The sequence below is a fragment of the Paraburkholderia fungorum genome (assembly GCF_046027605.1).
Lineage (GTDB): Bacteria > Pseudomonadota > Gammaproteobacteria > Burkholderiales > Burkholderiaceae > Paraburkholderia > Paraburkholderia fungorum_F.
Map to the genome: position 1 here is coordinate 33,427 of NZ_JAQQEF010000026.1, position 25,485 is coordinate 58,911.

The following is a 25,485-nucleotide window of genomic DNA, read 5'->3' on the forward strand; positions in this document are numbered from 1 at the left end:
CGCGGGCTCGCAGCGTTCGCTGTGACTACACGCTGTGGCTACAATATGAGACATGAACGCTTCCAAGACCCCACCCCAAGCCGCCGCGGCCTCCGACTGGCGTATCGACCGTAAGCGCGCCGTTGCGCTATTCGGTCCGCACGCGCACGACTGGCCGATCGAAATCGTCGAGGAAACCGGCTCCACCAACGCCGACCTGATGACGCGCGTCAAGGCATTGCCGCGCAAAGCCAACGCGCTGCCAAGGCCGATCGTGCGGGTCGCGTATCTGCAAACCGCCGGCCGTGGCCGTCGTGGCCGCCCATGGTACGCGGAGCCGGGCAATGCGCTGCTGTTTTCGGTGGCGTGCGTGCTGCCGCGTCCGCTCGAAGGGCTGGCGGGCTTGAGTCTCGCGGTGGGCGTGGCGCTGGTCGACGGATTGCGCTCGTTGCCGGTCGCGGGCCCTGGACAGATCGCGCTGAAATGGCCCAACGACGTCCTGCTCGAAGGCGACAAGCTGGCCGGCATCCTGATCGAAACGGCATGGAGCACGGATGACGCGAGCGCTGTGGTGATCGGCATCGGCACCAATGTAAAGGGCGCGGATGAGCTCGCCGCCAAGGTCGGCGCGCTGAACGCGAACGTGCCGGCGCAAGCGCGCGGCACCGTGCCCACCGCGCTGCAGCGCGCGCTGCCGAATGCGAACCTTACCGACACGCTGGCGGCGGAGCTGAACGCGCTCGAACCGGCGTTGCAGCGTTTCGGCGCGGAAGGCTTCTCGCCGTTCCAGGCGCGCTGGAACGCCGTGCATGCCTATGCAGGCCGCGAAGTCGTGCTGCTGGAACAAGGCCGGGAACTGGCGCGCGGCGTGGCGACGGGTGTCGACGAGCTCGGGCAGCTGCTGCTCAACACGGCGGCTGGCCGTCTGAGCGTCGCGACCGGTGACGTCTCGCTGCGTCTGGCCGACGGTGCTGCATGACGAGCGGCGCGCCTTATCTGTTGATCGACGCAGGCAATAGCCGCATCAAGTGGGCGCTGGTAGAGCCGGACGGTACGCCAATCATGGCCGGGGCGCTCACGCACGGCGGTGCTGACCAGCCTGACTGGTCGAATGTGCCGGCTCCGGGCAGCGCGTGGATATCGAATGTCGCGGGCGAAAGTGTCGCTGCGCGGATTGCCGCAATCCTCGACGCTCACTGGCCGCATCTGCCGCGCACGACGATCCGCGCCAGCGCGCAGCAGTGCGGCGTGACGAATTGCTACACAACGCCGCATACCCTCGGGAGCGACCGCTGGGCCGGCCTGATCGGGGCGCACGCGGCATTCCCCGGTGAAAATCTGCTCATTGCGACCTTCGGCACCGCCACCACGCTCGAAGCGTTGCGTGCGGACGGCTGCTTTGTCGGCGGCCTGATTGCGCCGGGCTGGACCTTGATGATGCGCTCGCTAGGCGAGCACACGGCGCAACTGCCAACACTCGACGCCACTGCCGCGCGCGGCCTGCTCGACGCGAACGCCACGTCGGAGCGAGAACGCCACGGCCCATTCTTCGCGACCGATACACCGCGTTCGTTGTCGGCTGGGTGCACGTTGGCGCAAGCGGGTCTGATCGAGCGCATGTGGCGTGACTTGCAGGACGAATGGCAGGTGCCGGTACGCCTCGTGGTGAACGGCGGCGCGGTGGACGAAGTGACAAGTGCGCTCAAAGTGCCGCATACTCGCCACGATTCGCTGGTGCTGTCGGGCCTTGCACTGATTGCTGCCGGACGCGCGATGGAACGCGACGCCTGAGCCGCGGCCATACGGATAACGACCACTAAACTTATGGACGGGGAATACTAACGATGCTGCGCTGGCTGATCGCCATATTGTTTCTTGCCAACATGCTGGCATTCGTCGCGATGCGCGGGGTATTCGGCCCGACACCCACAGCCGGCGGCCGCGAGCCGAACCACCTGAACCGCCAGTTCCATGCGGAGTGGTTGAAGGTGCAGCCCGTCACCGCATCCGACGCCGCTGACCAGGCGGTAGTAGGGGGCCCAGCGCCGGCAGCGCCGATAGCGGCATCGGCGCTGCCGCAGTAAAGCAGCGGCGGCCGCTGTCTCGCCTAACTGAGTACACGCCGAAGGCGGTCGGTTCCATACTGTGCCTAAGCTCGGATCGGTTTCCCAACGCTCAACAGCAGCGTTCCGGAAGTAGCGTAAAGGGCGCCTCGCCCAGCTTTGGCGAAGTGAAGGAAGCGCTGTCCGCCCAAATCCATCACCCTTGCGCCCGAACCTTCTTCAGTAACGCGGTGGTCGAGCGTTCATGCTCGAAGGGAATCGCCAAAGCCTTGCCGCCCCAACCTCGCACAATGGCCGATTCGGGCAACACGTTCATGTCGTAGTCGCCGCCTTTGACGAGCACGTCCGGCCGCAGCGCCGAAATCAGCTCCACGGGCGTCTTCTCGCCAAAACAAACCACGTAGTCGACGCTCTCCAGCGCCGCCAGCAAAGCCATCCGATCGGCCTCGTTGTTGATTGGCCGATCGTCCCCTTTGCCTAGCATGCGCACGGAAGCATCGCTATTGACGCCGACAATCAGGCAAGCACCGAGCGCTTTCGCGTCGGCGAGATAAGTCACATGCCCGCGATGCAGGATGTCGAACACGCCGTTGGTAAATACAACCGGCGCAGGCATCGAAGCGCGAAGCTTCACCAACGCATCGCGCGTAAAAATCTTGCGTTCAAAAATGGCGGCCATGACGGGAGTCGCGAAGAAATAGAAGTGCCACCACGATACACGGCGAACGGCATGAAGCAAAACGGCCCAGCAAGCTCACGCCTGCCGGGCCGTTCCTGAAACCTTAAAACCGCGAACCTTAACCGATCAAGCCGGCTGTTCGGCCGACTTCTGATCGGCCTGCAAGCGCGCGACGACTTCCTTGCGGTAACGGTTCAATTCCTGCGCCGTATTGAACGTGCGCTCGAACAGAATTGACAGGTTGTGCAGAATCCGCTCGACCACCTTCTTTTCCCAGCCGTCGTCGAAACGGATCTGCTCGTCGAGCCAGCGTTCGAGCCATTCCGGATCCGGCAGACGCGATTGAATCGTGTCGCGCGGGAACAGCGCCTGATTCACGTGCAGGTTGGTGGGATGCAGCGGCTTTTCGGTGCGGCGCGCCGACGCCATCAGCACACCGATCTTGGCGAACGCAGCACGCGCGATATCGCCGGTTTGCACCATCGCTTTCTTCATGTAGCGCAGATATGCGCCGCCATGACGCGCTTCGTCGCGCGAAATGGTTTCGTAGATGGCCTTGATGACCGGCTCGGTGTGCCATTCGGCCGCCCGGCGATACCAGTGATTCAGGCGGATTTCGCCGCAGAAGTGCAGCATCAGCGTTTCGAGCGGGGGCGCTGGATCGAATTCGAAGCGCACTGCGTGCAGTTCTTCTTCGGTCGGGCACATTTCCGGCTTGAAACGGCGCAGATATTCCATCAGCACCAGCGAATGCTTCTGTTCCTCGAAGAACCACACGCTCATGAACGCGGAGAAATCGCTGTCGTGATGGTTGTCCCGCAGGAACATTTCCGTGGCGGGCAACGCCGACCATTCGGTGATCGCATTCATCTTGATCGTCGCGGCCTGCTCGTCGGTCAATAGCGATGCATCGAACTTGTCCCAGGGAATGTCTTTCTCCATGTCCCATCGAACGGATTCGAGCGATTTATAAAGTTCCGGATAAAGCATGGTGTTCATAGTCCCACCCCTGTTCTGCGCATACTGTGTGTGTCTGTCACTATTACGTGTAGTACTTTTGCTGATGACGAACTAAACGCACCGTTTTGTGCGCCGTTTATCGGCCAAGCCTTCAATTTTACGCGGTAATCCGGCGCCCAGACGCACCGGGCAGCAAAGAAGTTCAGCCTTTTGCGCGGCGCTGATAACCAGAAGTTACGCGCTACGCGGCCAACCGTGGGTGAGGGATACCCTATGCCTGAGGTCGAGCCAGTTTGCGATGAATCCGCACCGTCCAGCCCTGCGCCGGGTAGCCGGCGGCGAAATGGAGCAAGGGCGGCTGGATTGGTTGTTTTCTGCGCACGCCCAAAAGCCAAAAATGAAGCTTACACAATGATAGCACGCTGACTTTACTGTTCCCGTGCCCTGACAGTCGCAATTCCCGCGCCCGCTTGACTTCTCTCAATAAAGCGCCCGATTCGAGGAGTGTGGCCGACGACCGGGGTCAAAACCATGACAGGCGGCGAATTCTGCTCGTTTGCGCCGCCGGTCCAGTGAGCTCTGCGCCGCCCCCCGTGCGGGTCAGCTGCTCGGCTCATTCCTGCCGCTAAGTAGACTTTTTCGCCGCTCGCGGGCCTGCGCTCGAACTGCCTGTGCGCTTCGCGGACGTTGACGTCGAGGTCGCGGCCCGTTTCGCCGCCGGCTGTCTGGTGGCGGGCCCTGCGTCTCCCGCAGCCTGATCCGGCGCGCCGGCGGCCCCGCCCGCCGAGGCCGCAGCGCCCGTCGCGCCTTCGCGCGTGTCCGTTTCCGAACCGCCGGATGCGGCGGCTGCCGCAGTTGGCTGCGCCGCCGCAAACTGGGCGATCTGATTGAACTGCGATTGCAAAAGATTCCACCAGGCGGAGGCGTCGAACGGCGGCGTGGCGGCGGCCTCGCCCTCGTCGGCGGCCGGCTCGCGCGCAGCCGATGCGCCGGCGCCGGTCGAAGCCGAAGCGGCTTCCGGATGCGGCCAGCCCGTCGGCGAGGGACTCGGCGCGGCGGTCGCCGAAGCCGGCTGCGACATCGACGACTGCGCGAACGCGCCGAACGCACGCAGCGTCGCGAGGGTGGCGCGCTGCACTTCGAGCGCCTGAATGGCGGACTGCAGCATGTTCAGATTCAGTTTGAGCCACTGCTCGACCGCACGCATGTCGGTGATGCGCTTGTCGAGTTCTTCGACATTGGTCAGCGGCGCCATCATGTCGGACATCATCGACAGCGACGGCCCGAGGCTGCTGCCAGCCTGCGCGCCCGAAAATGCCGAGCCGAATGGCGAGAGACGCATCATGCCCCACATCTGCTCGAGCATTTCAGCGGGCGGAAAACCGGGAAAACCGGCAAAGGGCGGCGTGGTGCCAGGTGTATCGGTCATGCTTGTCGCCTCGCTGCATAAGGGGGAGGAAATCGCGCCATCGCGCGCGCATCTGATTCGATCATACCGCGCGTGACGCTGCGAACCGCGCTTAGTTTCGGCTGCTGTTTGCCCCACTCACGCGGCACCCGAAGTGCCGACCGGCGGGGCTTTGTGCAATACGCGCCGGTCTCCGGTTTCAGGAACGCCCATCGCCTGGCGTGTGCCGTGGTTGTCCGCTCCACGGGTCCGCGCCGCCAAAATCCGGCGCGCGCCGCTCGCGCAGCGAGTTCACGCCTTCGCGCACATCGGGCCCGGCGAACCCCATGAATTCCAGTGCCAGCGACGTATCGAATGCCGGCCCCGCCGAGCGCAACCAGTTGTTCAGCGCGTACTTGGTCCAACGAATCGCCGTTTGCGAGCCGTTGGCCAGTTTTTGCGCGACTTCGAATGCTTTGGGCCGCAGATCGTTTTCATCGACGGCAAGCGACACCAGACCGATCCGCTCAGCCTCTTCACCGCTTACCGGCTCGCACAGAAGCAGGTAATACTTGGCTTTCGCCATGCCGCACAGGAGTGGCCAGACGATGGCCGCGTGATCGCCGGCGGCAACGCCCAAACGCGTGTGACCGTCGATAATGCGCGCCGACTTCGTGGCGATCGAGATATCAGCGAGCAGTCCGGCGACAAGGCCCGCGCCGACCGCCGGCCCGTGCATCGCCGAAACGATTGGCTTGCTGCAGTTGATCACGTTGTAGACCAGATCGCGCGCTTCGCGCCACACGCGGGCGCGGACATCGAAATCGGTCGCCATGTCTTCGACCAGTTGCAGATCGCCGCCGGCCGAAAAACCTTTACCCTCGCCGCGAATGATCGCCACACGTGTTTCGGGATCCCGATCGATGTCGCGCCAGATTTCGGCGAGCTCGAAGTGCATCCGCGCGTTGGCGGTGGCAAGCCCGCTTTTGTTCGCGCCCTCGCCGCTCATCACGACTTCGAGCACGCCGTGCGGATGGCGATGCAGTTGCAGGGACTGGTAGTGCGCGTAAAACGCGTCGTTACTGTGTGGTGCCTGAGACATGGTGTGCAATCCGTCTATCGGTATGTCTGTTGAAACTGTCGCCCTGATGACACGTTTGGCGCATTCGGTGCATTCCGCGCTACGTCACCGCGGAACCAGCGCATGTCAGTGCAACTCAGCGCGGTTGATAAACCCACTTCGCATTCTTGATTTCGACCATCACACGCGCCCGTTGGTCGAGCCCGAGATGATCCGTGGCGCTCATGTTGACCACGCCGTTGGTGTCCGCGAGACCATGTGTCGCTTCCAGCGCATCGCGCAAGGCGCGGCGAAATTCCGGCGTGCCGGGCGCGCCGGCCTTGAGCGCGATCGGTATCGCGTTGCCGAGCAGCATGCCGGCGTCCCACGTGTACGAACCGAACGCCGAGACGCTGCCCGGTCCGCGCAATGCTTCGAAGCGCTTGATGTAGTCGAGCGCGAGGCGCTTGGCCGGATGGTCCGCCGGCAGCTGCGCGGCGACCAGCACCGGGCTCGCGGGCAGGAACGTGCCGTTGCAATCGGCGCCGCATACGCGCAGGAAGTCGTTATTGCCGACCCCATGATTGTGATAGATCAGCCCTTTATAGCCGCGTTCCCTGAGCGTCTTCGGCGGCAACGCGGCAGGCGTGCCGGCCGCGCCGACCACCACCGCATCAGGATGGGTCGCGAGAATCTTCAGGACCTGGCCGGTCACACTCGGATCGGTGCGATTGAAGCGCTCGCTCGCCACCACGCTGATGTGATGCAACTGCGCGAATTTGGCGACCTCGGTGTAGAAGGTCTCGCCGAGCGCATCCGCCTGGCCGATGAACGCGATTGTTTTGACACCGTGCTCGCTGGCGTGCTCGGCGATCGCCGATGCCATCATCGCGTCGGTCTGCGGCGTCTTGAAGACCCAGTGGCGTTTCGCATCCACCGGTTCGATGATTTTCGCCGACGAGGCCAGCGAGATCATCGGTGTTTCGCCGTCGGCAACCACATCGATCATCGAAAGCGAATTCGGTGTGATCGACGAGCCGATGATCGCGTCGACGTGACTCTCGGAGATCAGCTTCTTGGTGTCCTGAACGGCCTGCGTGGTGTCGGATGCGTCGTCGAGCACGATGTACTCGACGTTCTGGCCGCCGATCTGTTTGGGCAGCAGCGTGGCGGTATCGCGCGCGGGAATGCCGAGCGACGCGGCCGGTCCGGTTAGCGACAGCACCAGGCCGATCTTCACCTGCGCGAGCGCGATGGCGGGTAGCGCGGCGAACATTGCGGCGGCGAGGCGGGGGAGCCCGCGCCGCGAGGGTGTTGTGCGCAGGTTCGATGCGCGAGCGCGCTGGGTGCTTCTTTCAAAAGATTCAAATCGCGGCATGCTGTCTCCTCACGTCGGTTTTTCGTTTTGATGGACTGCCGATGTGCTGCTTGTGTCTTGTTTGTCTCTTGCTTGTGTCTTGCTTGCGCGCTGGTTCACACTCGTTTCGCGCTCGACGGACAACCATTACCCCGAGGCCGCCGCCGCGCCAGTCAGTGTAGCGGCGCGTAGTGGCGGCGGCATCGGGCGAAACCCTTTCGCGTGTGGGGTGCGATCTCGACGCCGCGTACCGCGCAAAAACCGGCGCCTCAATCCAGCGGCGCGATGCCCTGATCGATCGAACCGAAAATCGACTTGCCTGCTTCGTCGAACATTTCGATTCTCACGGTATCGCCGAACTTCATGAATTCGGTCTGCGGCGCGCCGTGCTCGATGGTCTCCAGGCAGCGTTTTTCAGCGATACAGCAGTAGCCGCGTTTCGCATCCTTGTTCGATACGGTACCCGAGCCGACAATCGCGCCGGCGCGCAGGTTGCGCGTTTTCGCCGCATGCGAGATCAGTTGGCCGAAGTGGAACACCATGTCGGTGCCGGCGTCCGGCTGGCCGACCTTCCTGTTGTTCCAGTGGACGATCATCGGCCGATGCACGCGCCCTTCGCGCCAGCTCTCGCCGAGCTCGTCAGGCGTCACCGCGACCGGCGCAAACGAGGTGGCCGGCTTGCTCTGGAAAAAGCCGAAGCCCTTCGCGAGTTCGGCGGGGATCAGATTGCGCAGCGAGACGTCGTTGACGAGCGTCACCAGACGCACGCTCCTGAGTGCCTGATCGGGCGTGGCGCCCATCGGCACGTCGGTGGTGATCACGGCGAGTTCCGCTTCGAAGTCGATACCGAATTCTTCAGATGCGCACAGTACGTCGTCTTTCGGGCCGATGAAGTCGTCGCTGCCACCTTGATACATCAGCGGATCGGTCCAGAATTCCGGCGGCATTTCCGCGCCACGCGCGCGGCGCACCAGCTCTACATGGTTCACGTACGACGAACCGTCGGCCCATTGGAACGCGCGCGGCAGCGGCGCCATGCATTCCCTGGCATCGAAGGGGAAAGTGTTGCGCGCACGGCCCTGGTTGAGCGCGTCGTACAGGTCCTGCAGTTGCGGCGCGTAGAAGGTCCAGTCGTCGAGCACGCGCTGCATGGTGGGCGCGATCGCGTCGGCGACGGCCGCGGTGTGCAGGTCGCGGGACACGACGATCAGCTGACCGTCGCGCGTGCCGTCCTTCAGCGTGGCAAGTTTCATAGAGGAGTGAACCGTTAGTGACGATAGAAGGAATCTATTCTACGATGGTGAATCGGCGCGACCCAAGTGCCGTTGCTGGGTAGCCCCGCCCGACTCCTTTCTCACTGTCTTTTGAACGCGCTCCCGCGCCTCGCTCATGCCTCCAATTGCCCGCTCCGGCGCGATCCGTACCGACACCGGCCCCGTTGAACCGCTCGAAGCACCCGAATCCGATGACGAAAGCGTCGAGACCGGCGAGGAAAAGCTGCGCTCCGGCATTCAGTCGATCGAAGTCGGCTTCAGATTACTCGAGGTGCTGACCCACGAACCGCGCGCAATGATGCTGCGCGATCTGGCGCAACGTGCGGGCATGAGTCCTGCGAAAGCACACCGCTACCTCGTGAGTTTCCTGCGCCTTGGCGTCGTGGCGCAGGATCCGCTGTCGGGCCGCTACGAACTGGGTGGCTTCGCGTTGCAATTGGGGCTCGCGCGGCTTGCCCGCGTCGATGGCGTGAAACTCGCGCGAATTGCGCTTGCCGAACTGCGCGACCGGCTTGATCTGACGGTGGGCATCGCGGTGTGGGGCAACCAGGGGCCAACGATGGTTCACTGGATGGAATCGAGCCATCCCGCCAAGGCATCGCTCAAGCTCGGCGACGTGATGCCGCTGCTCAGCTCCGCCACCGGTCTGCTGTTTGCCGCCTATCTGCCGTCGAGCAAGACCGCCGCGATGCTGGAGCGTGAACTGGCCGATTCGCGCCGTTCGTCGCACATGGTGGGCCCGCGCACGCGAGAAGAGGTCGAACGGGTGCTGACCGACGTGAGGCAGCACGAAGCGGCGCGCGTGGAAGGCATGTTGCTGCCGACCATCCACGCGTTCTGCATGCCGGTGTTCGACTCGACCGGTGATCTGGCGCTCGGCCTGGTCGCGCTCGGTCACGAAGGCGCGTTCGATATCCGTTGGGGTGGCGAGATCGATACAGCGCTGCGCGAATGTGCGCAAAAGCTTTCGTACGAGCTCGGGTTTAGCAAGGCGCCGCGCTGATGTGCTGATGTGCTGATGGCCGCGTTACCAACCGTCCTTTTCGAATTGATTTGCCCATGTCCTCACCTTCCGCCACACGCCGCTCTGATCGCACGCCGCCCGCCGGGCCGCGAGCCGATTTGCGGGTGTGGCGATGGCTTGCGGTTCTGCTGGTGGTGGCCGTCTTGCACTGGATTGCGGCGCAATGGGTGGAGCGCAACCGCGCGACGCTGAATCCGTCGGACAACGAACGCGTCCCCGTGCAGGTCGCACTGCTGACACCCGAACGCATCGAGCGCAAACCCGCCGCCGTGCCGCAACCGGCGACGCCAGCCCCAGCGCATAAAGCCACCGCGAGCAAGCCGCGTGAACATGTGCTCACGGCGATGCAACCGGCAAAGCAGGCTCCCGCGGACATGGCCGCATCGGAGGCCGCCGCGAGCGCATCGACCGCAGCGAGCCCTCCCGATGTCAACGCCAACGCGGCCGCAAGCGCCACCGGCGCAGCCAGCGCCCCTGCCGCCGCCAGCGCGCCCCAGGCGTCAGCGGGCGTGAAATTCTCGGTGCCGCCATCCGGCGAACTGGCTTACGACACGTTCTACAACGGCGTGCGCAATCAGCCGGGCACGATCCACTGGACGAGCAACGCCCAGAGCTACGAGATGGTCGTCTCGGTACCGCTGCCGTTCGTCGGCACGTTCGTGTATTCGAGCCATGGCCGCATCGACGCATTCGGCCTCGCGCCGGATCAATACATCGAAAAGCGCGGCCATCGTCCGGAAGACGTGGCGATTTTCAATCGGACCGACAAAAAGATCGCCTTCACGCGGACACCGGCCTCGCTGCCGCTGCCCGACGGCGCGCAAGACCGTTTCAGCATGGTGATGCAACTCGCCAGCCTCGTGCGCGGCGACCCCGCCGCCTACAAGCCGGGCGTGACGCGGCAATTCTTCGTAGTCGATAACGACAGTGGCGAGAACTGGCCCGTCGAGACGATCGGCGACGAGACGATCCGCACCGCGCAGGGCTACCTCGAGACGCGCCACTTCAAACGCTTGCCGCGCCATGACGGCGATCTACGCCGCATCGACGTATGGCTCGCGCCGTCGCTCGGCTGGCTGCCCGCGCGAATCATGCAGACCGAGCCGAACGGCGCGGAATTCGAACTGGTGTGGCGCGGCCAGCTCAATGCGGACGACGTCGGCAGTCCGGCCACTGGAGCTGATGGCAGCAGCGGTTCTGCTGGTTCTGCTGGTTCTGCTGGTTCTGCTGGTTCTGCTGGTTCTGCTAGTTCTGCTGGCTCTGCTGGCTCTGCTGGTTCTGCGGGCTCCAGCGGCCTGGGCAGCACCGATAACGGCGGTAATCCTTCAGCCAATTCGGCGATCCAGTCCCCCGCCAACGCCCCCGCAAATACGTCCGAAACCGCCCCCGCCTCACCGGTCGATTCGACCGTTCCCGGCAATCTGCCCGAAAAACCCTGACCTCGAGCAGGGTCTCGATCTGTTCAATGATCTCGCCGCGTTGCTCGATGCATTCGACGCACCCGCTACGCATCTCGTCGGCATGCCGATGCGCGGCATAAGCGCGCAGCAATTCGCACTGGACCATCCATCGCGCATCGATACACCCCCCTTGCCGACACCGCTGGCGTAATCTCGCCTGAGGCCCGCGTGGTATGGGATCAACGCGCAGCGGCAGCGCGCACGAAGGGCGTGGCATCCCTGATCCCCGCGACATTGAGCCGCTGACTGACGCCAGATTTTCACGCCGCGCATCCCGAAGCAGTCGAGCAGATCCGTGCCGTGCCAAGCCATACGTTGTCAGAAGGCTACGCCATAGCGTGCGAAGCACTGCGCGATTTCCACGTACGCAGTAAGCTGGGAACAATCCGTCGCCCGACGTTGGCCGTGGCGGGCCGTCACGACACGGGCACGCCACCTGCTGCTACGCAGGCAATAGCAGACGCCATCGAAAGGCGCGCAATTCGAACTGCTCGAGGCCGCTCATCTTGCGTCCATCGAGCAATCTCACCGTTTTGCTGCACTGCTTGAAACGTTTCTTGAAAGGCCGGTCTAACCGGTAGGTTCGGAACTTTTACAAGCGTCAATCCGGACCCACCCCTTGAATTCCACACCACAAGCTCCACCTATGGCGCAGGAATGGCCAGGAGCCAACGGAAATAAGGAGTGTCGCCATGCAAATGATCTATAACAGCCCCAACTATTGTGTCGTCGAGTTCCCGCCACAGGAAGGTCCGCTGGCCATGAAGTCGGGTGGCTACGAGATCGTCGACAAAAACATGCAGCGCGAAATCTACATTGACGGCGCAATGGCGGCGCGTTTCCGCGAGCATGTGCAAAAGTTGATCGAAGAGGAACCGTCACTGGACGAGGTAGACGAATTCCTCGGGCAGTTCGACAGCTTGATGCATCAACCGGTGATTCTTCACTAACTGAAGGGTTTGGCGTAACGGTTTGGCGACATACATCGACCGCGCCGACCGGCTCAGCCGGCGGCTTTTACAAGTCGGTCAGCAGGAGTAACGCGGCCCAGCAGGTTTTCACCTCGCTGGGCCGTTTTCTTTGCTGGCCGGGTCATGCCATGACGGCCAAAGCCACGCCCCTTCCCGGCCCGCGCCCGGCGAAACCACCCCGCAGCGGCTACAATGAGGGGTTTCCCGAAAACCCAAAAAGTCGGCGAAAGCCCACGTCCGCCATGAACCAGCCTGCTCATACCGCCACGCCAGTCCGCCCCGACGCCGCCTACACGCGCGGCGCGGCGCTGCCCGCGCTGCTCAAGTCACGCATCCTGATCCTGGACGGCGCAATGGGCACGATGATCCAGCGCTACAAACTCGACGAAGCCCGCTATCGTGGCGAGCGCTTCAAGGACTATGGGCGCGACATCAAAGGCAACAACGAGTTGCTGTCGATCACCCAGCCGCAGATCATCAGCGAGATTCACGAGCAGTATCTCGCGGCGGGCGCGGACATCCTCGAGACCAACACGTTCGGCGCCACCACGGTTGCGCAGGCCGACTACGGGATGGAAGAGCTCGCCGTCGAGATGAATCTCGAATCGGCGAAGCTGGCGCGCGCCGTCTGCGACAAATACTCGACGCCCGACAAGCCACGCTTTGTCGCCGGCGCGATCGGACCGACGCCGAAAACGGCGAGCATTTCCCCTGACGTAAACGATCCGGGCGCGCGCAACGTGACCTTTGACGAACTGCGCGCCGCGTATTACGAGCAGGCGAAGGCACTGCTCGACGGCGGCTGCGATCTGTTTCTCGTCGAAACGATCTTCGACACGCTCAATGCCAAGGCCGCGCTGTTCGCGCTGGACGAACTGTTCGAAGACACCGGCGAGCGTCTGCCGATCATGATCTCGGGCACCGTCACCGATGCATCGGGCCGGATTCTCTCGGGACAAACCGTCGAGGCCTTCTGGAACTCGCTGCGTCATGCGAAGCCGCTCACGTTCGGTCTGAACTGCGCGTTGGGCGCTGCGCTGATGCGCCCGTACATCGCGGAACTGGCCAAGCTGTGCGACACCTATGTGTCGTGCTATCCGAACGCCGGTCTGCCGAATCCGATGAGCGACACGGGCTTCGACGAATTGCCGGCAGATACGTCGGGATTGCTGAAGGAGTTCGCGCAGGCGGGGCTCGTGAATATCGCCGGCGGATGTTGCGGCACGACGCCGGAGCATATTGCGGCGATTGCCAAGGCGCTGGCCGAAGTAAAGCCGCGCCAGTGGCCAACTCAATACCGCGACGCAGCCTGAGTCCGGCGGCTCGATCCCGAGCCGCCCCTCTCGCGCGATCGAACCCGACGCACGTAACCGCACGCAACCGAACCGCACCTACGCCATGACCGATCACACCATGCGCCTTTCCGGCCTCGAGCCGTTCAACGTCACGTCCGGGACGCTCTTCATCAACGTCGGTGAGCGCACCAACGTGACCGGTTCGAAAGCGTTCGCGCGAATGATCCTGAACGACCAGTTCGACGACGCGATCGCGGTCGCGCGGCAGCAGGTCGAAAACGGCGCCCAGATCATTGACGTCAACATGGACGAGGCCATGCTCGATTCGAAAGCGGCAATGGTCCGCTTCATGAATCTGATCGCGTCGGAACCGGACATCGCGCGCGTGCCGATCATGATCGACTCGTCGAAATGGGACGTGATCGAAGCCGGTCTGAAGTGCGTGCAAGGCAAGGCAATCGTCAATTCGATCTCGCTGAAGGAAGGCGAAGAAGCGTTCCGCCATCACGCGAACCTGATCCGCCGTTACGGTGCGGCCGCGGTGGTGATGGCCTTCGACGAGCAAGGCCAGGCAGACACGTACGAACGCAAGACGCAGATCTGCAAGCGCTCCTACGATTTCCTCGTGAACGAAGTCGGTTTCCCCCCGGAAGACATCATCTTCGATCCGAACATCTTCGCGATTGCGACGGGCATCGAAGAGCACAACAACTACGCGGTCGACTTCATCAACGCCACGCGCTGGATCAAGGAAAACCTGCCGTACGCGAAGATCAGCGGCGGGGTCTCGAACGTGTCGTTCTCGTTCCGCGGCAACGATCCGGTGCGCGAGGCGATTCACACCGTGTTCCTCTATCACGCGATTCAGGCGGGGATGGACATGGGCATCGTCAACGCGGGGCAGCTCGGCGTGTATGCCGATCTCGATCCGGAACTGCGCGAGCGTGTTGAAGACGTCGTGCTGAACCGCCGTGAAGACGGCACCGATCGTCTGCTGGAAATTGCCGACAAGTTCAAGACCGGCGCCGCGAAGAAGGAAGAGAACCTCGAATGGCGTAACCAGCCCGTCGAGAAGCGTCTGTCGCATGCGCTGGTGCACGGCATCACCAACTTCATCGTCGAAGACACCGAGGAAGTGCGCGCGAAGATCGCCGCAGCCGGCGGCCGTCCGATCAACGTGATCGAAGGCCCGCTGATGGACGGCATGAATGTGGTCGGCGACCTGTTCGGTCAGGGCAAGATGTTCCTGCCGCAAGTCGTGAAGTCGGCGCGTGTGATGAAGCAGGCCGTCGCGCATCTGATCCCGTACATCGAGGAAGAAAAGAAGCTGCTCGCCGAAGCCGGCGCCGACGTGCGCGCGAAGGGCAAGATCGTCATCGCCACCGTGAAGGGCGACGTGCACGACATCGGCAAGAACATCGTCTCGGTGGTGCTTCAGTGCAATAACTTCGAAGTGGTCAACATGGGCGTGATGGTGTCGTGCAACGACATTCTCGCCAGGGCAAAGGTCGAGGGCGCGGACATCATCGGCCTCTCGGGGCTCATTACGCCGAGCCTCGAAGAGATGGCCTACGTCGCCTCGGAAATGCAGCGCGACGACTACTTCCGCGTGAAGAAGATTCCACTGCTGATCGGCGGCGCGACGACCTCGCGCGTGCACACCGCCGTGAAGATCGCGCCGCATTACGAAGGTCCGGTGGTGTACGTGCCGGATGCATCGCGCTCGGTTTCCGTGGCGTCGAGCCTGCTGTCCGACGAAGGCGCGGCCCGATACGTGGACGACCTGAAGGCCGACTACGACCGTATCCGCCTTCAACACGCCAACAAGAAAGCCCTGCCGATGGTCACGCTCGCCGAAGCCCGCGCGAACAAGACCAAGGTCGATTGGACCGGCTACCAGCCAGTCAAGCCGAAGTTCATCGGCCGCCGCGTGTTCAAGAACTTCGATCTGAGCGAGCTGGCGAACTACATCGACTGGGCTCCGTTCTTCCAGACCTGGGACCTTGCCGGCCCGTACCCGGCGATCCTGAACGACGAGATCGTCGGCGAATCGGCGCGCCGCGTGTTTTCGGACGGCAAGTCGATGCTCTCGCGCCTGATCCAGGGCCGCTGGCTGCAAGCCAACGGCGTGATCGCGCTGCTGCCGGCCAACACGGTGAACGACGACGACATCGAAATCTACACGGACGAATCCCGCTCGGAAGTGGCGCTCACGTGGCGCAACCTGCGCCAGCAAAGCGTGCGGCCGGTGGTGGACGGCGTGATGCGGCCGAACCGGTCGCTCGCCGACTTCATCGCGCCGAAGGATTCGGGCGTGGCCGATTACATCGGCATGTTCGCGGTCACGGCCGGTCTCGGTGTGGACGTGAAGGAAAAGCAGTTCGAAAAGGATCACGACGACTACAGCGCGATCATGCTGAAGGCGCTCGCCGACCGCTTCGCCGAAGCCTTCGCCGAAGCACTGCATGCGCGCGTGCGCCGCGACCTGTGGGGCTTCGCGAATGCGGAAACGCTCTCGAACGAAGACCTGATCGCCGAAAAATACCGTGGCATCCGCCCGGCGCCGGGCTACCCGGCCTGCCCGGATCACCTCGTGAAGCGCGACATGTTCGACGTGCTGCAAGCCACCGAAATCGGCATGAGCGTGACGGAATCGCTCGCCATGCTGCCGGCGGCAAGCGTCTCAGGCTTCTATCTGGCGCATCCGGACAGCACCTATTTCTCGGTCGGCAAGATCGGCCAGGACCAGTTGGAAGATTACGCAAACCGCATGTCGCTGTCGAAAGCAGACGCTGAACGAGCCTTGGCGCCTTTGCTGTAAGCCTTGCTGGGCGGGAAACCTACTATATCGGGCGAGATAGGCTGAATATTTGCGGCAGCGTAATTTTCGGCTTTGTAGACTGAAAATGGTTTCAACCCGCCAGACGCGGCCAAAACGCGTCGGCTTATCTAATTGCAATCGTCAACGGAGAGAATCGTATGAAGAAGCTGACGCTGTTATTGACTGCTGTTTCGCTCGCCGCAGGCGCTTCGGTCGCGCAGGCTCAACCGGCCGCGCCGGCGGGTTCCAGTGCGGTCAGTTCGTATTCGCCGCCGGTCGCGAAGCACGTCAAGAAACCGAAGAAGAAGAAAATGAAGAAGGGTGCGTCGGCTCCGGTGGCCGCCCCGGCGGACGCCGCCAGCCAGTGAGCACGGCGGCCACGCCGGTCGATTCAGGCCGGTAAATGACAAAGAGCCCGCTCAGTGCGGGCTCTTTTCATGGGTGCGGCAAAATGGGTTCAAGGCAGGCTGACTACGCTTCGGCTGAGCTCCGGAGTTCAGCGCTGCAGCCCTGTGCCGGCGTGGCGGACGCCCCGGCGCGCGGGCTGCTGCAGAATCACAAACCCCACACGATATCCGCGTTTTCCTTCTGCGCGGCACGCAGCATGTCCAGGAACGGATACGCGCGCTGCGCGAGTCCCGGCGGAATTTCATGATGTTCGCGGCCCTCTTCGCCTTCGTGGAAATGGCCGTCGTGCTCGGCACGTTCCTGTTTGTCGACGTGGATCGCCGCCTCGAGTTTGGTGATCGCAGCAGCAAGTTCGTCATGGGTAATCACACCACGTTCACCCAGCCGCTTGCCGACGATGCCGACGAGGTACTGGGCAAGATTCTCCAGCATCATCACGTCCGGGCAGGCCCGACATTTGAAAGTAATCAACATGACTGTTCCCTTTTTCGTTATGTTTGATTGACGCTCGGGCAGCCCGAAATCGGCGGCCGGCGCGCGTTACGTTGACGCGCCGATCAGACACGGCGGCCACGGCCCTTGTTGGGCATCTCATTGAACATATTAGCACCTGCTAAAATCCGTCTGGACGGAAAAGCGCGCCGCAATGCACTGCGCGCGGCGTAACGCAGGCGGCATGGCCGGCCCGGTTGGCCGCAACCCACATGCCGCCGCGCCAAACCGCAGCAGCAAGCGTCTCGTCATGTCGCCGCGCACCGCGCTAACTGCGTTGCACGCAACGTGCCCGATGACGGCCCAATGTGCCTCGGCGCGTCCCGGCGGGTGTATCGCCGCTTTCCACGCTTCTGACGAATCGGTTGCGCCTCGCGCGCGGCCGGCGCCTCTTCCGCATCACCGGATTGCCTCACTGGACTCGCAACAAGCATGCTGCCCGCACATAAACATACCCTCGAAACACTGCTCGCCGACACGGTGAAGCAAGTGGCGCAAGCGTCCCAGGGCGCGAGCGAAGCCGCCTTCGTCTCGCCCACCATTACGCTTGAGCGTCCCAAGGTCGCCGCGCATGGCGACGTCGCCTGCAATGTGGCCATGCAACTCGCCAAGCCGCTGCGCGCCAACCCGCGCCAGCTGGCGCAACAGATCGTCGACGCGCTGCTTGCGCAGCCGCAGGCCAAGGGTCTCGTGGAAGCCGCCGAAGTGGCCGGTCCCGGCTTCATCAACCTGCGCCTCGCGGCGGCCGCCAAGCAGGCGGTGATCGCCGCCGTATTCGCTGAAAAGGATGCGTTCGGCCGCTCGCGGCGCGACGCCGGCAAGCATGTGCTGATCGAATTCGTCTCGGCCAATCCGACCGGTCCGCTGCACGTCGGCCACGGCCGCCAGGCCGCGCTCGGCGACGCGCTCTCGAACGTGCTGGCCTCGCAAGGCTATGACGTGCACCGCGAGTTCTATTACAACGACGCCGGTGTGCAGATTCACACGCTCGCCGTGTCCACCCAGGCACGTGCCCGCGGCATCGCCCCTGGCGACGAAGGCTGGCCCGCTTCGGCGTACAACGGCGAGTACATCGCCGATATCGCGAAAGACTATCTGAATGGCGCCACCGTTGCGGCGAGCGACGGCGAGCCCGTCACGGGCGCGGGCGACGTCGAAGATCTCGAAGCGATCCGCCGCTTCGCGGTCGCCTACCTGCGCCGCGAGCAGGACATGGACTTGCAGGCCTTCGGCGTGAAGTTCGACCAGTACTACCTGGAGTCGTCGCTGTACAAGGAAGGCCGCGTCGAGAAAACCGTCGCGTCGCTGGTCGCCGCCGGCAAGACCTACGAACAGGAAGGTGCGCTGTGGCTGCGCACCACCGACGACGGCGACGACAAAGACCGCGTGATGCGCAAGAGCGACGGCACCTACACGTACTTCGTGCCGGACGTCGCGTATCACGTCGCCAAGTGGGAACGCGGCTTCACCAAGGTCATCAACGTTCAGGGCTCGGACCACCACGGCACGATCGCGCGCGTGCGCGCCGGCCTGCAAGGTCTGGGCATCGGCATTCCGAAGGGCTATCCGGACTACATCCTGCACAAGATGGTCACGGTGATGCGCAACGGCGAAGAAGTGAAGATCTCGAAACGCGCCGGCAGTTATGTGACGGTGCGCGACCTGATCGAATGGTCGGGCGGCGCGACGCCGGGTTCGGAAGCCGCCGTCGACCTGATCGACGAGGAGACGATTCGCCGCGGCCGTGACGCAGTGCGCTTCTTCCTGATTTCGCGCAAGGCCGATACGGAATTCGTGTTCGACATCGACCTGGCGTTGAAACAGAACGACGAAAATCCGGTGCACTACGTGCAGTATGCGCATGCACGAATCTGCTCGGTCATCGCCGAATGCAAGGCGCGCTACAACACGGACGAAACCACGCTGGCGGAGGTGGACGTCTCGCCGCTCACCAGCGAACGCGCCATGGCCCTGTTGAACAAGCTCGCCGAGTTCCCGGACATGCTGGAACACGCCGCCGACGAACTCGCGCCGCACGCGGTCGCGTTCTATCTGCGCGACCTCGCCGGGGAATTCCACTCGTTCTACAATGACAGAGCCGAACGCGTGCTGGTCGACGACGCCGCCGAGCGCAATGCGCGCGTCGCGCTGCTTGCGGCCACGCGCCAGGTGCTGGCCAACGGTCTCGCGACGATCGGCGTCTCCGCTCCCGTCAAGATGTAAGTCCTCCGGCGTAACATGCATGCGGCCGTCGTTATAATCGACGGCCGTTCCAGGATTCTTTTTGCAGGTGATTCATACGATGGCAAAACCACGCCGCACAACAAAGCAATCGCAATCGAAACAAACCGGGGGGACTTTTCTCGGCATCGTGCTGGGCCTGATCGTCGGTCTCGCGATCGCGGTAGTGGTGGCGCTGTATATCACCCGTGCTCCCACGCCGTTCGTCTCGAAGGTCGCGCCGCCCGCCACGCCCGACACTGGCGCGAGCCAGGCGCAGCAATACGACCCGAACCGTCCGCTGCAAGGCAAGACGCCGGGCCTGCCGGTGCCGCAAGCCGCGCAACCGGCGCCGCCGAACACCGCACCGGGTCAGACCAACTCGCAGACGCAGTCCGGCATGCTGGAAGAACCGCAGATCGTCGAAGTGCCGCCGGCAAACGGAAACACAGGTGGCAATGCGAACGGTACGGCAGTCGCACCGAAACCCGCGCCGGAAAACGACAACGGCACGGCCACCGTGCCGGCGAAAAAGCCGCAGGCCTCCAGCGCACCCACGGCCACCGCGGCAGGTTCAGCGCCGAAGAACACGTCGGCCACCGCGGCTGCCAACGCCAAGCCGGGTTCGGGCGCGGCGCCGGCACCGGGTGATGCGAACACCGGGTACTTCCTGCAAGTGGGCGCCTACAAGACTTCGGCCGATGCCGAGCAGCAGCGTGCGCGTCTCGCCTTCCAGGGCTTCGAATCGAAGGTTACGCAGCGCGATGCAGGTGGCGTGACGTACTACCGTGTGCGCATCGGGCCGTTCTCGAAGTTCGAGGACATGAATTCGAGCCGTCAGCGTCTGTCCGACGCGGGCGTGGATACCGCAGTGATTCGCTTCACGAAGCAATAAACCAACAATAAACAACGGTGATTTGCAGGGACGCGCCGCCGCCGAACTATCGGCGTGCGGCGCGTGTCACAAGCACAACGGACGACTAGAGCGTCTAACGCCGAATCTGGAAACGGTGACGGGCATTGCGTGGCGCCACCGCTTTACCGCCTACTTGGATCGACAACACATGAAAAAACTGCTGAGCATTCTGTTCCTCTCGCTGGGCCTGGTAGCTGCCACGGCGTATGCATCGCCGGCCGCACCGGTTTCCGGCAAGGACTACACCGTGCTGCCCACGCCGCAACCTACAGACGTGCCGGCCGGCAAGATCGAAGTCACCGAATTCTTCTGGTACGGTTGCCCGCACTGCAATGAATTCGACCCGTTCCTCGAGGCATGGGTGAAGAAGCAGGCTCCGGACGTGGTGTTCAAGCGCGTGCCGGTTGCCTTCCGCGACGACTTCATTCCGCACTCGAAGATGTACCACGCGCTCGACGCACTCGGCCTTGCGAACCAACTCACGCCGAAGGTCTTCAATGAAATCCACGTCAACAAGGACTACCTGTTGACGCCGGAAGATCAGAGCAAATTCCTCGCGAAGAACGGTGTCGATCCGAAGAAGTACATGGACGCGTACAACTCGTTCTCCACGCAAAGCGCGCTGCAAAAAGACAAGAAGCTGCTCGACGACTACAAGATCGACGGCGTGCCGACGCTGGCCGTGCAGGGCAAGTATGAAACCGGCCCGGCCGCGACCAACAGCCTGCCGGGCACGATCCAGGTACTCGACTACCTGGTGCAGCAGGTTCGCGCCAAGAAGATGTAATAGCCGAGGCGCCGGAATGAGTTCACCCCTGAAGGTTTTCATTACCGGCGCCTCGAGTGGCATCGGCCTCGCGCTCGCCGCCGAATATGCGCGGCGCGGCGCGATTCTCGGCCTGGTTGCCCGTCGCGGCGACGCCCTCGCCGCTTTCCAGCAGTCCCATCCGCAGAATTCCATCTCCATCTATTCCGTCGACGTCCGCGACGCCGAGGCGCTTGCCGAAGCGGCCGCGCAGTTCATCGCGCAACACGGTTTGCCGGACGTCGTGATCGCCAATGCCGGCATCAGCCGCGGCGCGGTCACCGGGCACGGCGATCTGCGCGCCTTCCGCGAAGTGATGGACGTCAACTACTTCGGCATGGTCGCCACCTTCGAGCCGTTCGCCGCCGCGATGGCCGCCGCGAAGAGCGGCACGCTGGTCGGGATCGCCAGCGTCGCCGGCGTGCGTGGCTTGCCGGGGTCGGGCGCGTACAGCGCATCGAAGTCGGCCGCGCTCAAGTATCTGGAAGCGTTGCGCGTCGAGATGCGGCCGCTGGGTGTCGGCGTGGTCACCATCGCGCCCGGCTATATCCGCACGCCGATGACCGAGCACAACCCGTACACCATGCCGTTCCTGATGGACGCCGACCGCTTCGCGGTGAAGGTCGCCCGCGCGGTCGAACGGCAAAAGCGCTTCGCCGTGTTCCCATGGCAGATGCGCATCGTGGCGATGCTGCTGCATGTGCTGCCGCGCCGGCTCTACGACCTCGCGTTCGAACGCGCGCCGCGCAAGCCCCGCGTCGCCGCCGAATAAATCATGCAGCCGCGCGCGGTCGATGCAGCCGGCGTCGCGCACGAAATGGCGGGCGTCCGTGTGTCGGGCGCCCATGGGTCGGGCGTCGATACGCGCGGCGCCCACCCCTCGGGCGCGAATTTCCGCATCGTCTCGCTGGTGCCGAGCATCACCGAATTGCTGTTCGCTTTGGGGCTCGACACGCAGATCGTCGGGCGCACCGGTTTTTGCGTGCATCCGCACGACAAGGTGCGGCACGTGCGCAAGGTCGGCGGCACGAAAGCCGTCAACATCGACGCAATTCGTGCTTTGCAGCCCACCCATCTGATCGTCAATATCGACGAGAACGAACGCGATACCGTCGAACAGTTGCGCGCGTTTGTGCCGCATATCGTCGTCACCCACCCGCTGATGCCGCAGGACAATCTCTCGCTGTACTCGCTGCTGGGCGCGATATTTGGCCGCGCCCAAGAGGCGCAGCGCTTGAGCGAGGCGCTCGAAGCGTGTCTGCGCGAAATCGCCGCGCAGGCGTTTCCCATGCAAAACGCGTTGTATCTGATCTGGCGCGAGCCATGGATGACCGTCGCGCGCGATACCTACATCTCGGCAATGCTGCGGCTCGTGAACTGGCAGACGCTACCTGATGTGGAAGGCGGACCGGCAGGCGCCGCGCGTTATCCCACGCTCGACTTCGATCACGCGCCGTGGCTAGCGGGCGTCGATCGCATACTGCTCTCCAGTGAGCCGTATCGCTTCACGCAAGCGCATTGCGACGCGCTGAAACGCGATCCCAGGCTGGCTGGCAAGCGCATTGAATTGATCGATGGCGAACTGGTGTCGTGGTACGGAGTGCGCGCCATCGAAGGCGTGCGCTATCTGGTACGCCGCGCAAGCGCAGCGTGAGCCACCCCACTGCGCATCAACCCTCAGCCATCCATATGGATATGCGGATTAAATTGTTGTCGCCGCAACCACCCTTCGATAAGCTTTCGCGAAGGCCGAGGCGTACATGGGCTATCGCAGCCAACCCATGCGCCAGCGCCGGAAACGTATCACAATAAAGACGACGGCCAGATTGGCCACCGATCACCGGTTGCCGTCGCCCGTCAACAGAATACAACCACACAACCAGACGCACTGCCTGACTGCGCTTGTTATGGGAGATCCTATGCGCTTCAAACTGCTCGCAGCCGCCGTACTGTTCACGGCGCCCGCGCTCGTGCTCGCCAAGCCGCTGACCGTCTGCACCGAGTCGAGCCCCGACGGCTTCGATGTCGTGCAGTTCAATTCGCTCGTGACGACCAATGCATCGGCCGACGTGATCTTCAATTCGCTGGTCTCGTACGACGAGGCCACGAAGAAAGTGGTGCCCGCGTTAGCCGACAAGTGGGACGTGAGCGCCGACGGCCTCACCTATACGTTCCATCTGCGTCCCAACGTGCAGTTCCAGACTACGGATTACTTCAAGCCCACCCGAGCGCTGAATGCCGACGACGTCGTCTTCACCTTCGACCGCATGCTCAACGACAGCAATCCGTGGCACAAGGTAGCGGGCGCAAGCGGCTTCCCGCATGCGCAATCGATGGGCTTGCCGAAGCTGATCAAGTCGATCAGCAAGGTCGACGACAACACCGTCAAGTTCGAATTGAACGCACCGGACGCGACCTTCGTGTCGATCCTGACAATGGGTTTCGCGTCGATCTATTCGGCTGAATACGCCGATCAGTTACTCAAGGCCGGCAAGCAGGTCGACCTGAATTCGAAACCGATCGGCACCGGTCCGTTCGAACTGAAGAGCTACACCAAAGACGCCGTGATCCGTTACGACGTGAACCCCACGTACTGGGGCCCGAAACCGAAAATCGACCGTCTGATCTACGCGATCACGCCCGACGCCACCGTGCGCGCGCAAAAGGTGAAGGCCGGCGAATGCCAGATCGCGTTGTCGCCGAAGCCGCAAGATCTCGCCGAAGCGAAGAGCGACAAGTCGCTCGCCATCGTGCAGACGCCCGCGTTCATGACGGCGTTCGTCGCGTTGAACACGCAGAAGAAGCCGCTCGACAACCAGAAGGTGCGCGCCGCGCTGAACATGGCGTTCGACCGCACCACGTACCTGAAGGCAATCTTCGACAACACCGCGACACCGGCGGTCAATCCGTATCCGCCGAACACGTGGAGCTACGACAAGGCGGTGAAGGCGTGGCCGTACGATCCGGCGAAGGCGAAGAAGCTGCTCGCGGACGCGGGCTATCCGAATGGTTTCGAGACGACGATCTGGGTGCGTCCGAACGGTAGCGTGCTGAACCCGAATCCGAAAGCCGGCGCTGAACTGTTGCAAGCCGATTTCGCGAAGATCGGCGTGAAGGCGGACGTGAAGGTGATCGAATGGGGCGAGCTAATCAAGCAGGCCAAACAAGGCCAGCATGACACGCTGTTCATGGGCTGGGCCGGCGATAACGGCGACCCGGATAACTATCTGTCGCCGCTCTTCAGTTGCAATGCGGTGAAGTCAGGGATCAATTTTGCGCGCTTCTGCGATCAGGACCTGGACAAACTGATCGCCGACGGCAAGGCAACGCCCGATCAGGCCAAACGCGCGAAGGCGTACGAGCAGGCGCAGCAGATCATCCATGATCAGGCGCTGTGGATTCCGCTGGGTTATCCGACTGCGGCGGCGATCGCGCGTACGAATGTGAGCGGCTATCACGTGAGTCCGTTTGGACGGCAGAACTTTGGGACGGTGGCGGTGCAGTAAGCGCGCTCTCGTCTGAATGTACGTAAAAAAGCCCCGTTCGAAAGAATCGGGCTTTTTTTATCGCAAGCATCGCGATACCGCTCTCGCATTCAAGCAATACAGTATGCGTTACAGGTAGCTCAAGGAAGAATATTTCCAGAGACTGCTTTAATCACCAGTAAAGGTTAAACAGTTGTTAATTTTTTAACTCAATCTCGTTAGGCAACACCACGATGTCCATTCAATTTGATTTGGATACCTACTGTACGTGTCAATGGGCGCGTCCGCCCTATAAGATCTACCGTCACGACTGAGCGCAATCATGCGGAAATCCCTGGTTCTTCTTATTGCGACCCTCGCTATTGTCCCAAGCGCCTTTTGCCCCCCCCGTTTGCGATCGCGCAAACGGAAGTGCACAAGGCAACGACGCCTGAAGCCAGCGCAAAGGCCTTCTACACATGGTTCATCAAGCGCGACTCTGAAGACCGCGGCTATGCGCTCATGGACAAAGACGTCTATCGCTATGTGTCAAAGCCAACCGTCGACTTCCTGAGAGCAGAATATAAGCACAACAAGTTTGCTGAGAAGGCCGAGTACTTCACAAAGGTCCAGGACTACGACCAAGGGGATTGGCTCGCTCATATTGCGCCCCATCCGATGATCCTGCTTGATGATGTTGCGCTTGTTCCTGTGACGTTCGGATCGACGGAAAAGAAAACCATCCTCGCATTTCTACGCAAAGAGAATGGAATCTGGAAGATCACCAAAGTGGACGACACGCAGGATGACAAGTAGCTTTTGGGAACACCGCCTGACCAACGCGGCGTCC

23 protein-coding genes and 1 pseudogene are annotated in these 25,485 nt (G+C 62.7%); 17 read left to right on the forward strand and 7 right to left on the reverse strand.

Features of this window, described 5'->3' with window-relative positions; all coding sequences use genetic code 11:
- Positions 1 to 52 precede the first annotated feature (52 nt).
- The 3 genes from PQR53_RS30960 to PQR53_RS30970 are packed head-to-tail and all read left to right on the forward strand — an operon-like array spanning position 53 to position 2,063.
- Positions 53 to 958 carry a biotin--[acetyl-CoA-carboxylase] ligase gene (locus PQR53_RS30960; RefSeq protein WP_408462775.1) on the forward strand — a complete coding sequence of 302 codons (906 nt, stop codon included), beginning with the start codon at positions 53 to 55 and terminating at the stop codon, positions 956 to 958.
- Positions 955 to 1,770: a type III pantothenate kinase gene (locus PQR53_RS30965; protein ID WP_408462777.1), complete on the forward strand. Its 816-nt coding sequence runs from the start codon at positions 955 to 957 to the stop codon at positions 1,768 to 1,770. Before PQR53_RS30960 ends, PQR53_RS30965 begins: the two co-directional genes overlap by 4 nt.
- 53 nt (positions 1,771 to 1,823) lie before the next feature.
- Positions 1,824 to 2,063: a hypothetical protein gene (locus PQR53_RS30970; protein WP_408462779.1), complete on the forward strand. Its 240-nt coding sequence runs from the start codon at positions 1,824 to 1,826 to the stop codon at positions 2,061 to 2,063.
- A gap of 175 nt (positions 2,064 to 2,238) precedes the next feature.
- Here PQR53_RS30970 and rfaE2 read toward each other — a convergent pair whose 3' ends face one another.
- The 6 genes from rfaE2 to PQR53_RS31000 form a co-directional block, all read right to left on the reverse strand.
- Complete coding sequence (gene rfaE2, locus PQR53_RS30975) at positions 2,239 to 2,721, reverse strand: D-glycero-beta-D-manno-heptose 1-phosphate adenylyltransferase (RefSeq protein WP_408462781.1); 483 nt, start codon at positions 2,719 to 2,721, stop codon at positions 2,239 to 2,241.
- A gap of 126 nt (positions 2,722 to 2,847) precedes the next feature.
- Positions 2,848 to 3,720, reverse strand: a complete 873-nt coding sequence (locus tag PQR53_RS30980; protein ID WP_028198988.1) for a ferritin family protein — start codon at positions 3,718 to 3,720, stop codon at positions 2,848 to 2,850.
- A 586-nt stretch (positions 3,721 to 4,306) separates the two neighbouring features.
- Entirely contained in the window at positions 4,307 to 5,110 is an 804-nt protein-coding gene (locus PQR53_RS30985; RefSeq protein WP_408462784.1) for a PhaM family polyhydroxyalkanoate granule multifunctional regulatory protein, read from the reverse strand.
- 178 nt (positions 5,111 to 5,288) lie between these two features.
- Positions 5,289 to 6,170 (reverse strand): enoyl-CoA hydratase/isomerase family protein, encoded by an 882-nt coding sequence (locus tag PQR53_RS30990; protein ID WP_323046067.1) that lies wholly within the window; start codon positions 6,168 to 6,170, stop codon positions 5,289 to 5,291.
- Positions 6,171 to 6,285: 115 nt separating this feature from the next.
- A complete protein-coding gene (locus PQR53_RS30995) occupies positions 6,286 to 7,506 on the reverse strand; it encodes an ABC transporter substrate-binding protein (RefSeq protein ID WP_408462787.1) in 1,221 nt (406 codons plus the stop codon).
- Between the two features lie 248 nt (positions 7,507 to 7,754).
- Positions 7,755 to 8,738 (reverse strand): fumarylacetoacetate hydrolase family protein, encoded by a 984-nt coding sequence (locus PQR53_RS31000; protein ID WP_408462790.1) that lies wholly within the window; start codon positions 8,736 to 8,738, stop codon positions 7,755 to 7,757.
- Positions 8,739 to 8,874: 136 nt separating this feature from the next.
- Here PQR53_RS31000 and PQR53_RS31005 point away from each other — a divergent pair, with 136 nt between their 5' ends.
- From PQR53_RS31005 to PQR53_RS31035, 7 genes and pseudogenes are all read left to right on the forward strand, one after another.
- Entirely contained in the window at positions 8,875 to 9,762 is an 888-nt protein-coding gene (locus PQR53_RS31005) for an IclR family transcriptional regulator (RefSeq protein WP_408462793.1), read from the forward strand.
- Positions 9,763 to 9,818: 56 nt separating this feature from the next.
- Positions 9,819 to 11,222, forward strand: coding sequence for a DUF3108 domain-containing protein (locus tag PQR53_RS31010; protein WP_408462796.1), 1,404 nt, complete (start codon positions 9,819 to 9,821; stop codon positions 11,220 to 11,222).
- A 16-nt stretch (positions 11,223 to 11,238) separates the two neighbouring features.
- Positions 11,239 to 11,817, forward strand: a pseudogene (locus tag PQR53_RS31015) (alpha/beta fold hydrolase); the annotation flags it as partial.
- A gap of 118 nt (positions 11,818 to 11,935) precedes the next feature.
- Positions 11,936 to 12,193, forward strand: coding sequence for a BTH_I0359 family protein (locus PQR53_RS31020; protein ID WP_007179533.1), 258 nt, complete (start codon positions 11,936 to 11,938; stop codon positions 12,191 to 12,193).
- A gap of 263 nt (positions 12,194 to 12,456) precedes the next feature.
- Complete coding sequence (locus tag PQR53_RS31025; RefSeq protein ID WP_408462799.1) at positions 12,457 to 13,527, forward strand: homocysteine S-methyltransferase family protein; 1,071 nt, start codon at positions 12,457 to 12,459, stop codon at positions 13,525 to 13,527.
- A gap of 85 nt (positions 13,528 to 13,612) precedes the next feature.
- The gene (gene metH / locus PQR53_RS31030) at positions 13,613 to 16,330 is read left to right on the forward strand and encodes a methionine synthase (protein ID WP_408462802.1); all 2,718 of its coding nucleotides are present in this window, start codon (positions 13,613 to 13,615) and stop codon (positions 16,328 to 16,330) included.
- 158 nt (positions 16,331 to 16,488) lie between these two features.
- Entirely contained in the window at positions 16,489 to 16,698 is a 210-nt protein-coding gene (locus PQR53_RS31035) for an acid-shock protein (RefSeq protein WP_408462805.1), read from the forward strand.
- Positions 16,699 to 16,885: 187 nt separating this feature from the next.
- Here the strand turns inward: PQR53_RS31035 and PQR53_RS31040 are convergent, their stop codons facing one another.
- Positions 16,886 to 17,212, reverse strand: a complete 327-nt coding sequence (locus PQR53_RS31040; protein WP_408462808.1) for a DUF1840 domain-containing protein — start codon at positions 17,210 to 17,212, stop codon at positions 16,886 to 16,888.
- A 450-nt stretch (positions 17,213 to 17,662) separates the two neighbouring features.
- On the opposite strand from PQR53_RS31040, the gene argS reads away from it, so the two are divergent.
- From argS to PQR53_RS31075, 7 genes are all read left to right on the forward strand, one after another.
- Entirely contained in the window at positions 17,663 to 19,453 is a 1,791-nt protein-coding gene (argS, locus tag PQR53_RS31045; RefSeq protein WP_408462811.1) for an arginine--tRNA ligase, read from the forward strand.
- Between the two features lie 61 nt (positions 19,454 to 19,514).
- Positions 19,515 to 20,345, forward strand: coding sequence for an SPOR domain-containing protein (locus tag PQR53_RS31050; protein ID WP_408462814.1), 831 nt, complete (start codon positions 19,515 to 19,517; stop codon positions 20,343 to 20,345).
- Positions 20,346 to 20,514: 169 nt separating this feature from the next.
- Entirely contained in the window at positions 20,515 to 21,153 is a 639-nt protein-coding gene (locus tag PQR53_RS31055) for a thiol:disulfide interchange protein DsbA/DsbL (RefSeq protein WP_408462817.1), read from the forward strand.
- A gap of 16 nt (positions 21,154 to 21,169) precedes the next feature.
- Positions 21,170 to 21,943: an SDR family oxidoreductase gene (locus PQR53_RS31060; protein ID WP_408462820.1), complete on the forward strand. Its 774-nt coding sequence runs from the start codon at positions 21,170 to 21,172 to the stop codon at positions 21,941 to 21,943.
- Between the two features lie 3 nt (positions 21,944 to 21,946).
- Positions 21,947 to 22,825 carry a helical backbone metal receptor gene (locus tag PQR53_RS31065; protein WP_408462823.1) on the forward strand — a complete coding sequence of 293 codons (879 nt, stop codon included), beginning with the start codon at positions 21,947 to 21,949 and terminating at the stop codon, positions 22,823 to 22,825.
- A 265-nt stretch (positions 22,826 to 23,090) separates the two neighbouring features.
- Positions 23,091 to 24,677 carry an ABC transporter substrate-binding protein gene (locus PQR53_RS31070; RefSeq protein ID WP_408462826.1) on the forward strand — a complete coding sequence of 529 codons (1,587 nt, stop codon included), beginning with the start codon at positions 23,091 to 23,093 and terminating at the stop codon, positions 24,675 to 24,677.
- A 390-nt stretch (positions 24,678 to 25,067) separates the two neighbouring features.
- Positions 25,068 to 25,451, forward strand: a complete 384-nt coding sequence (locus PQR53_RS31075) for a DUF3828 domain-containing protein (protein WP_408462829.1) — start codon at positions 25,068 to 25,070, stop codon at positions 25,449 to 25,451.
- Positions 25,452 to 25,485: the final 34 nt, after the last annotated feature.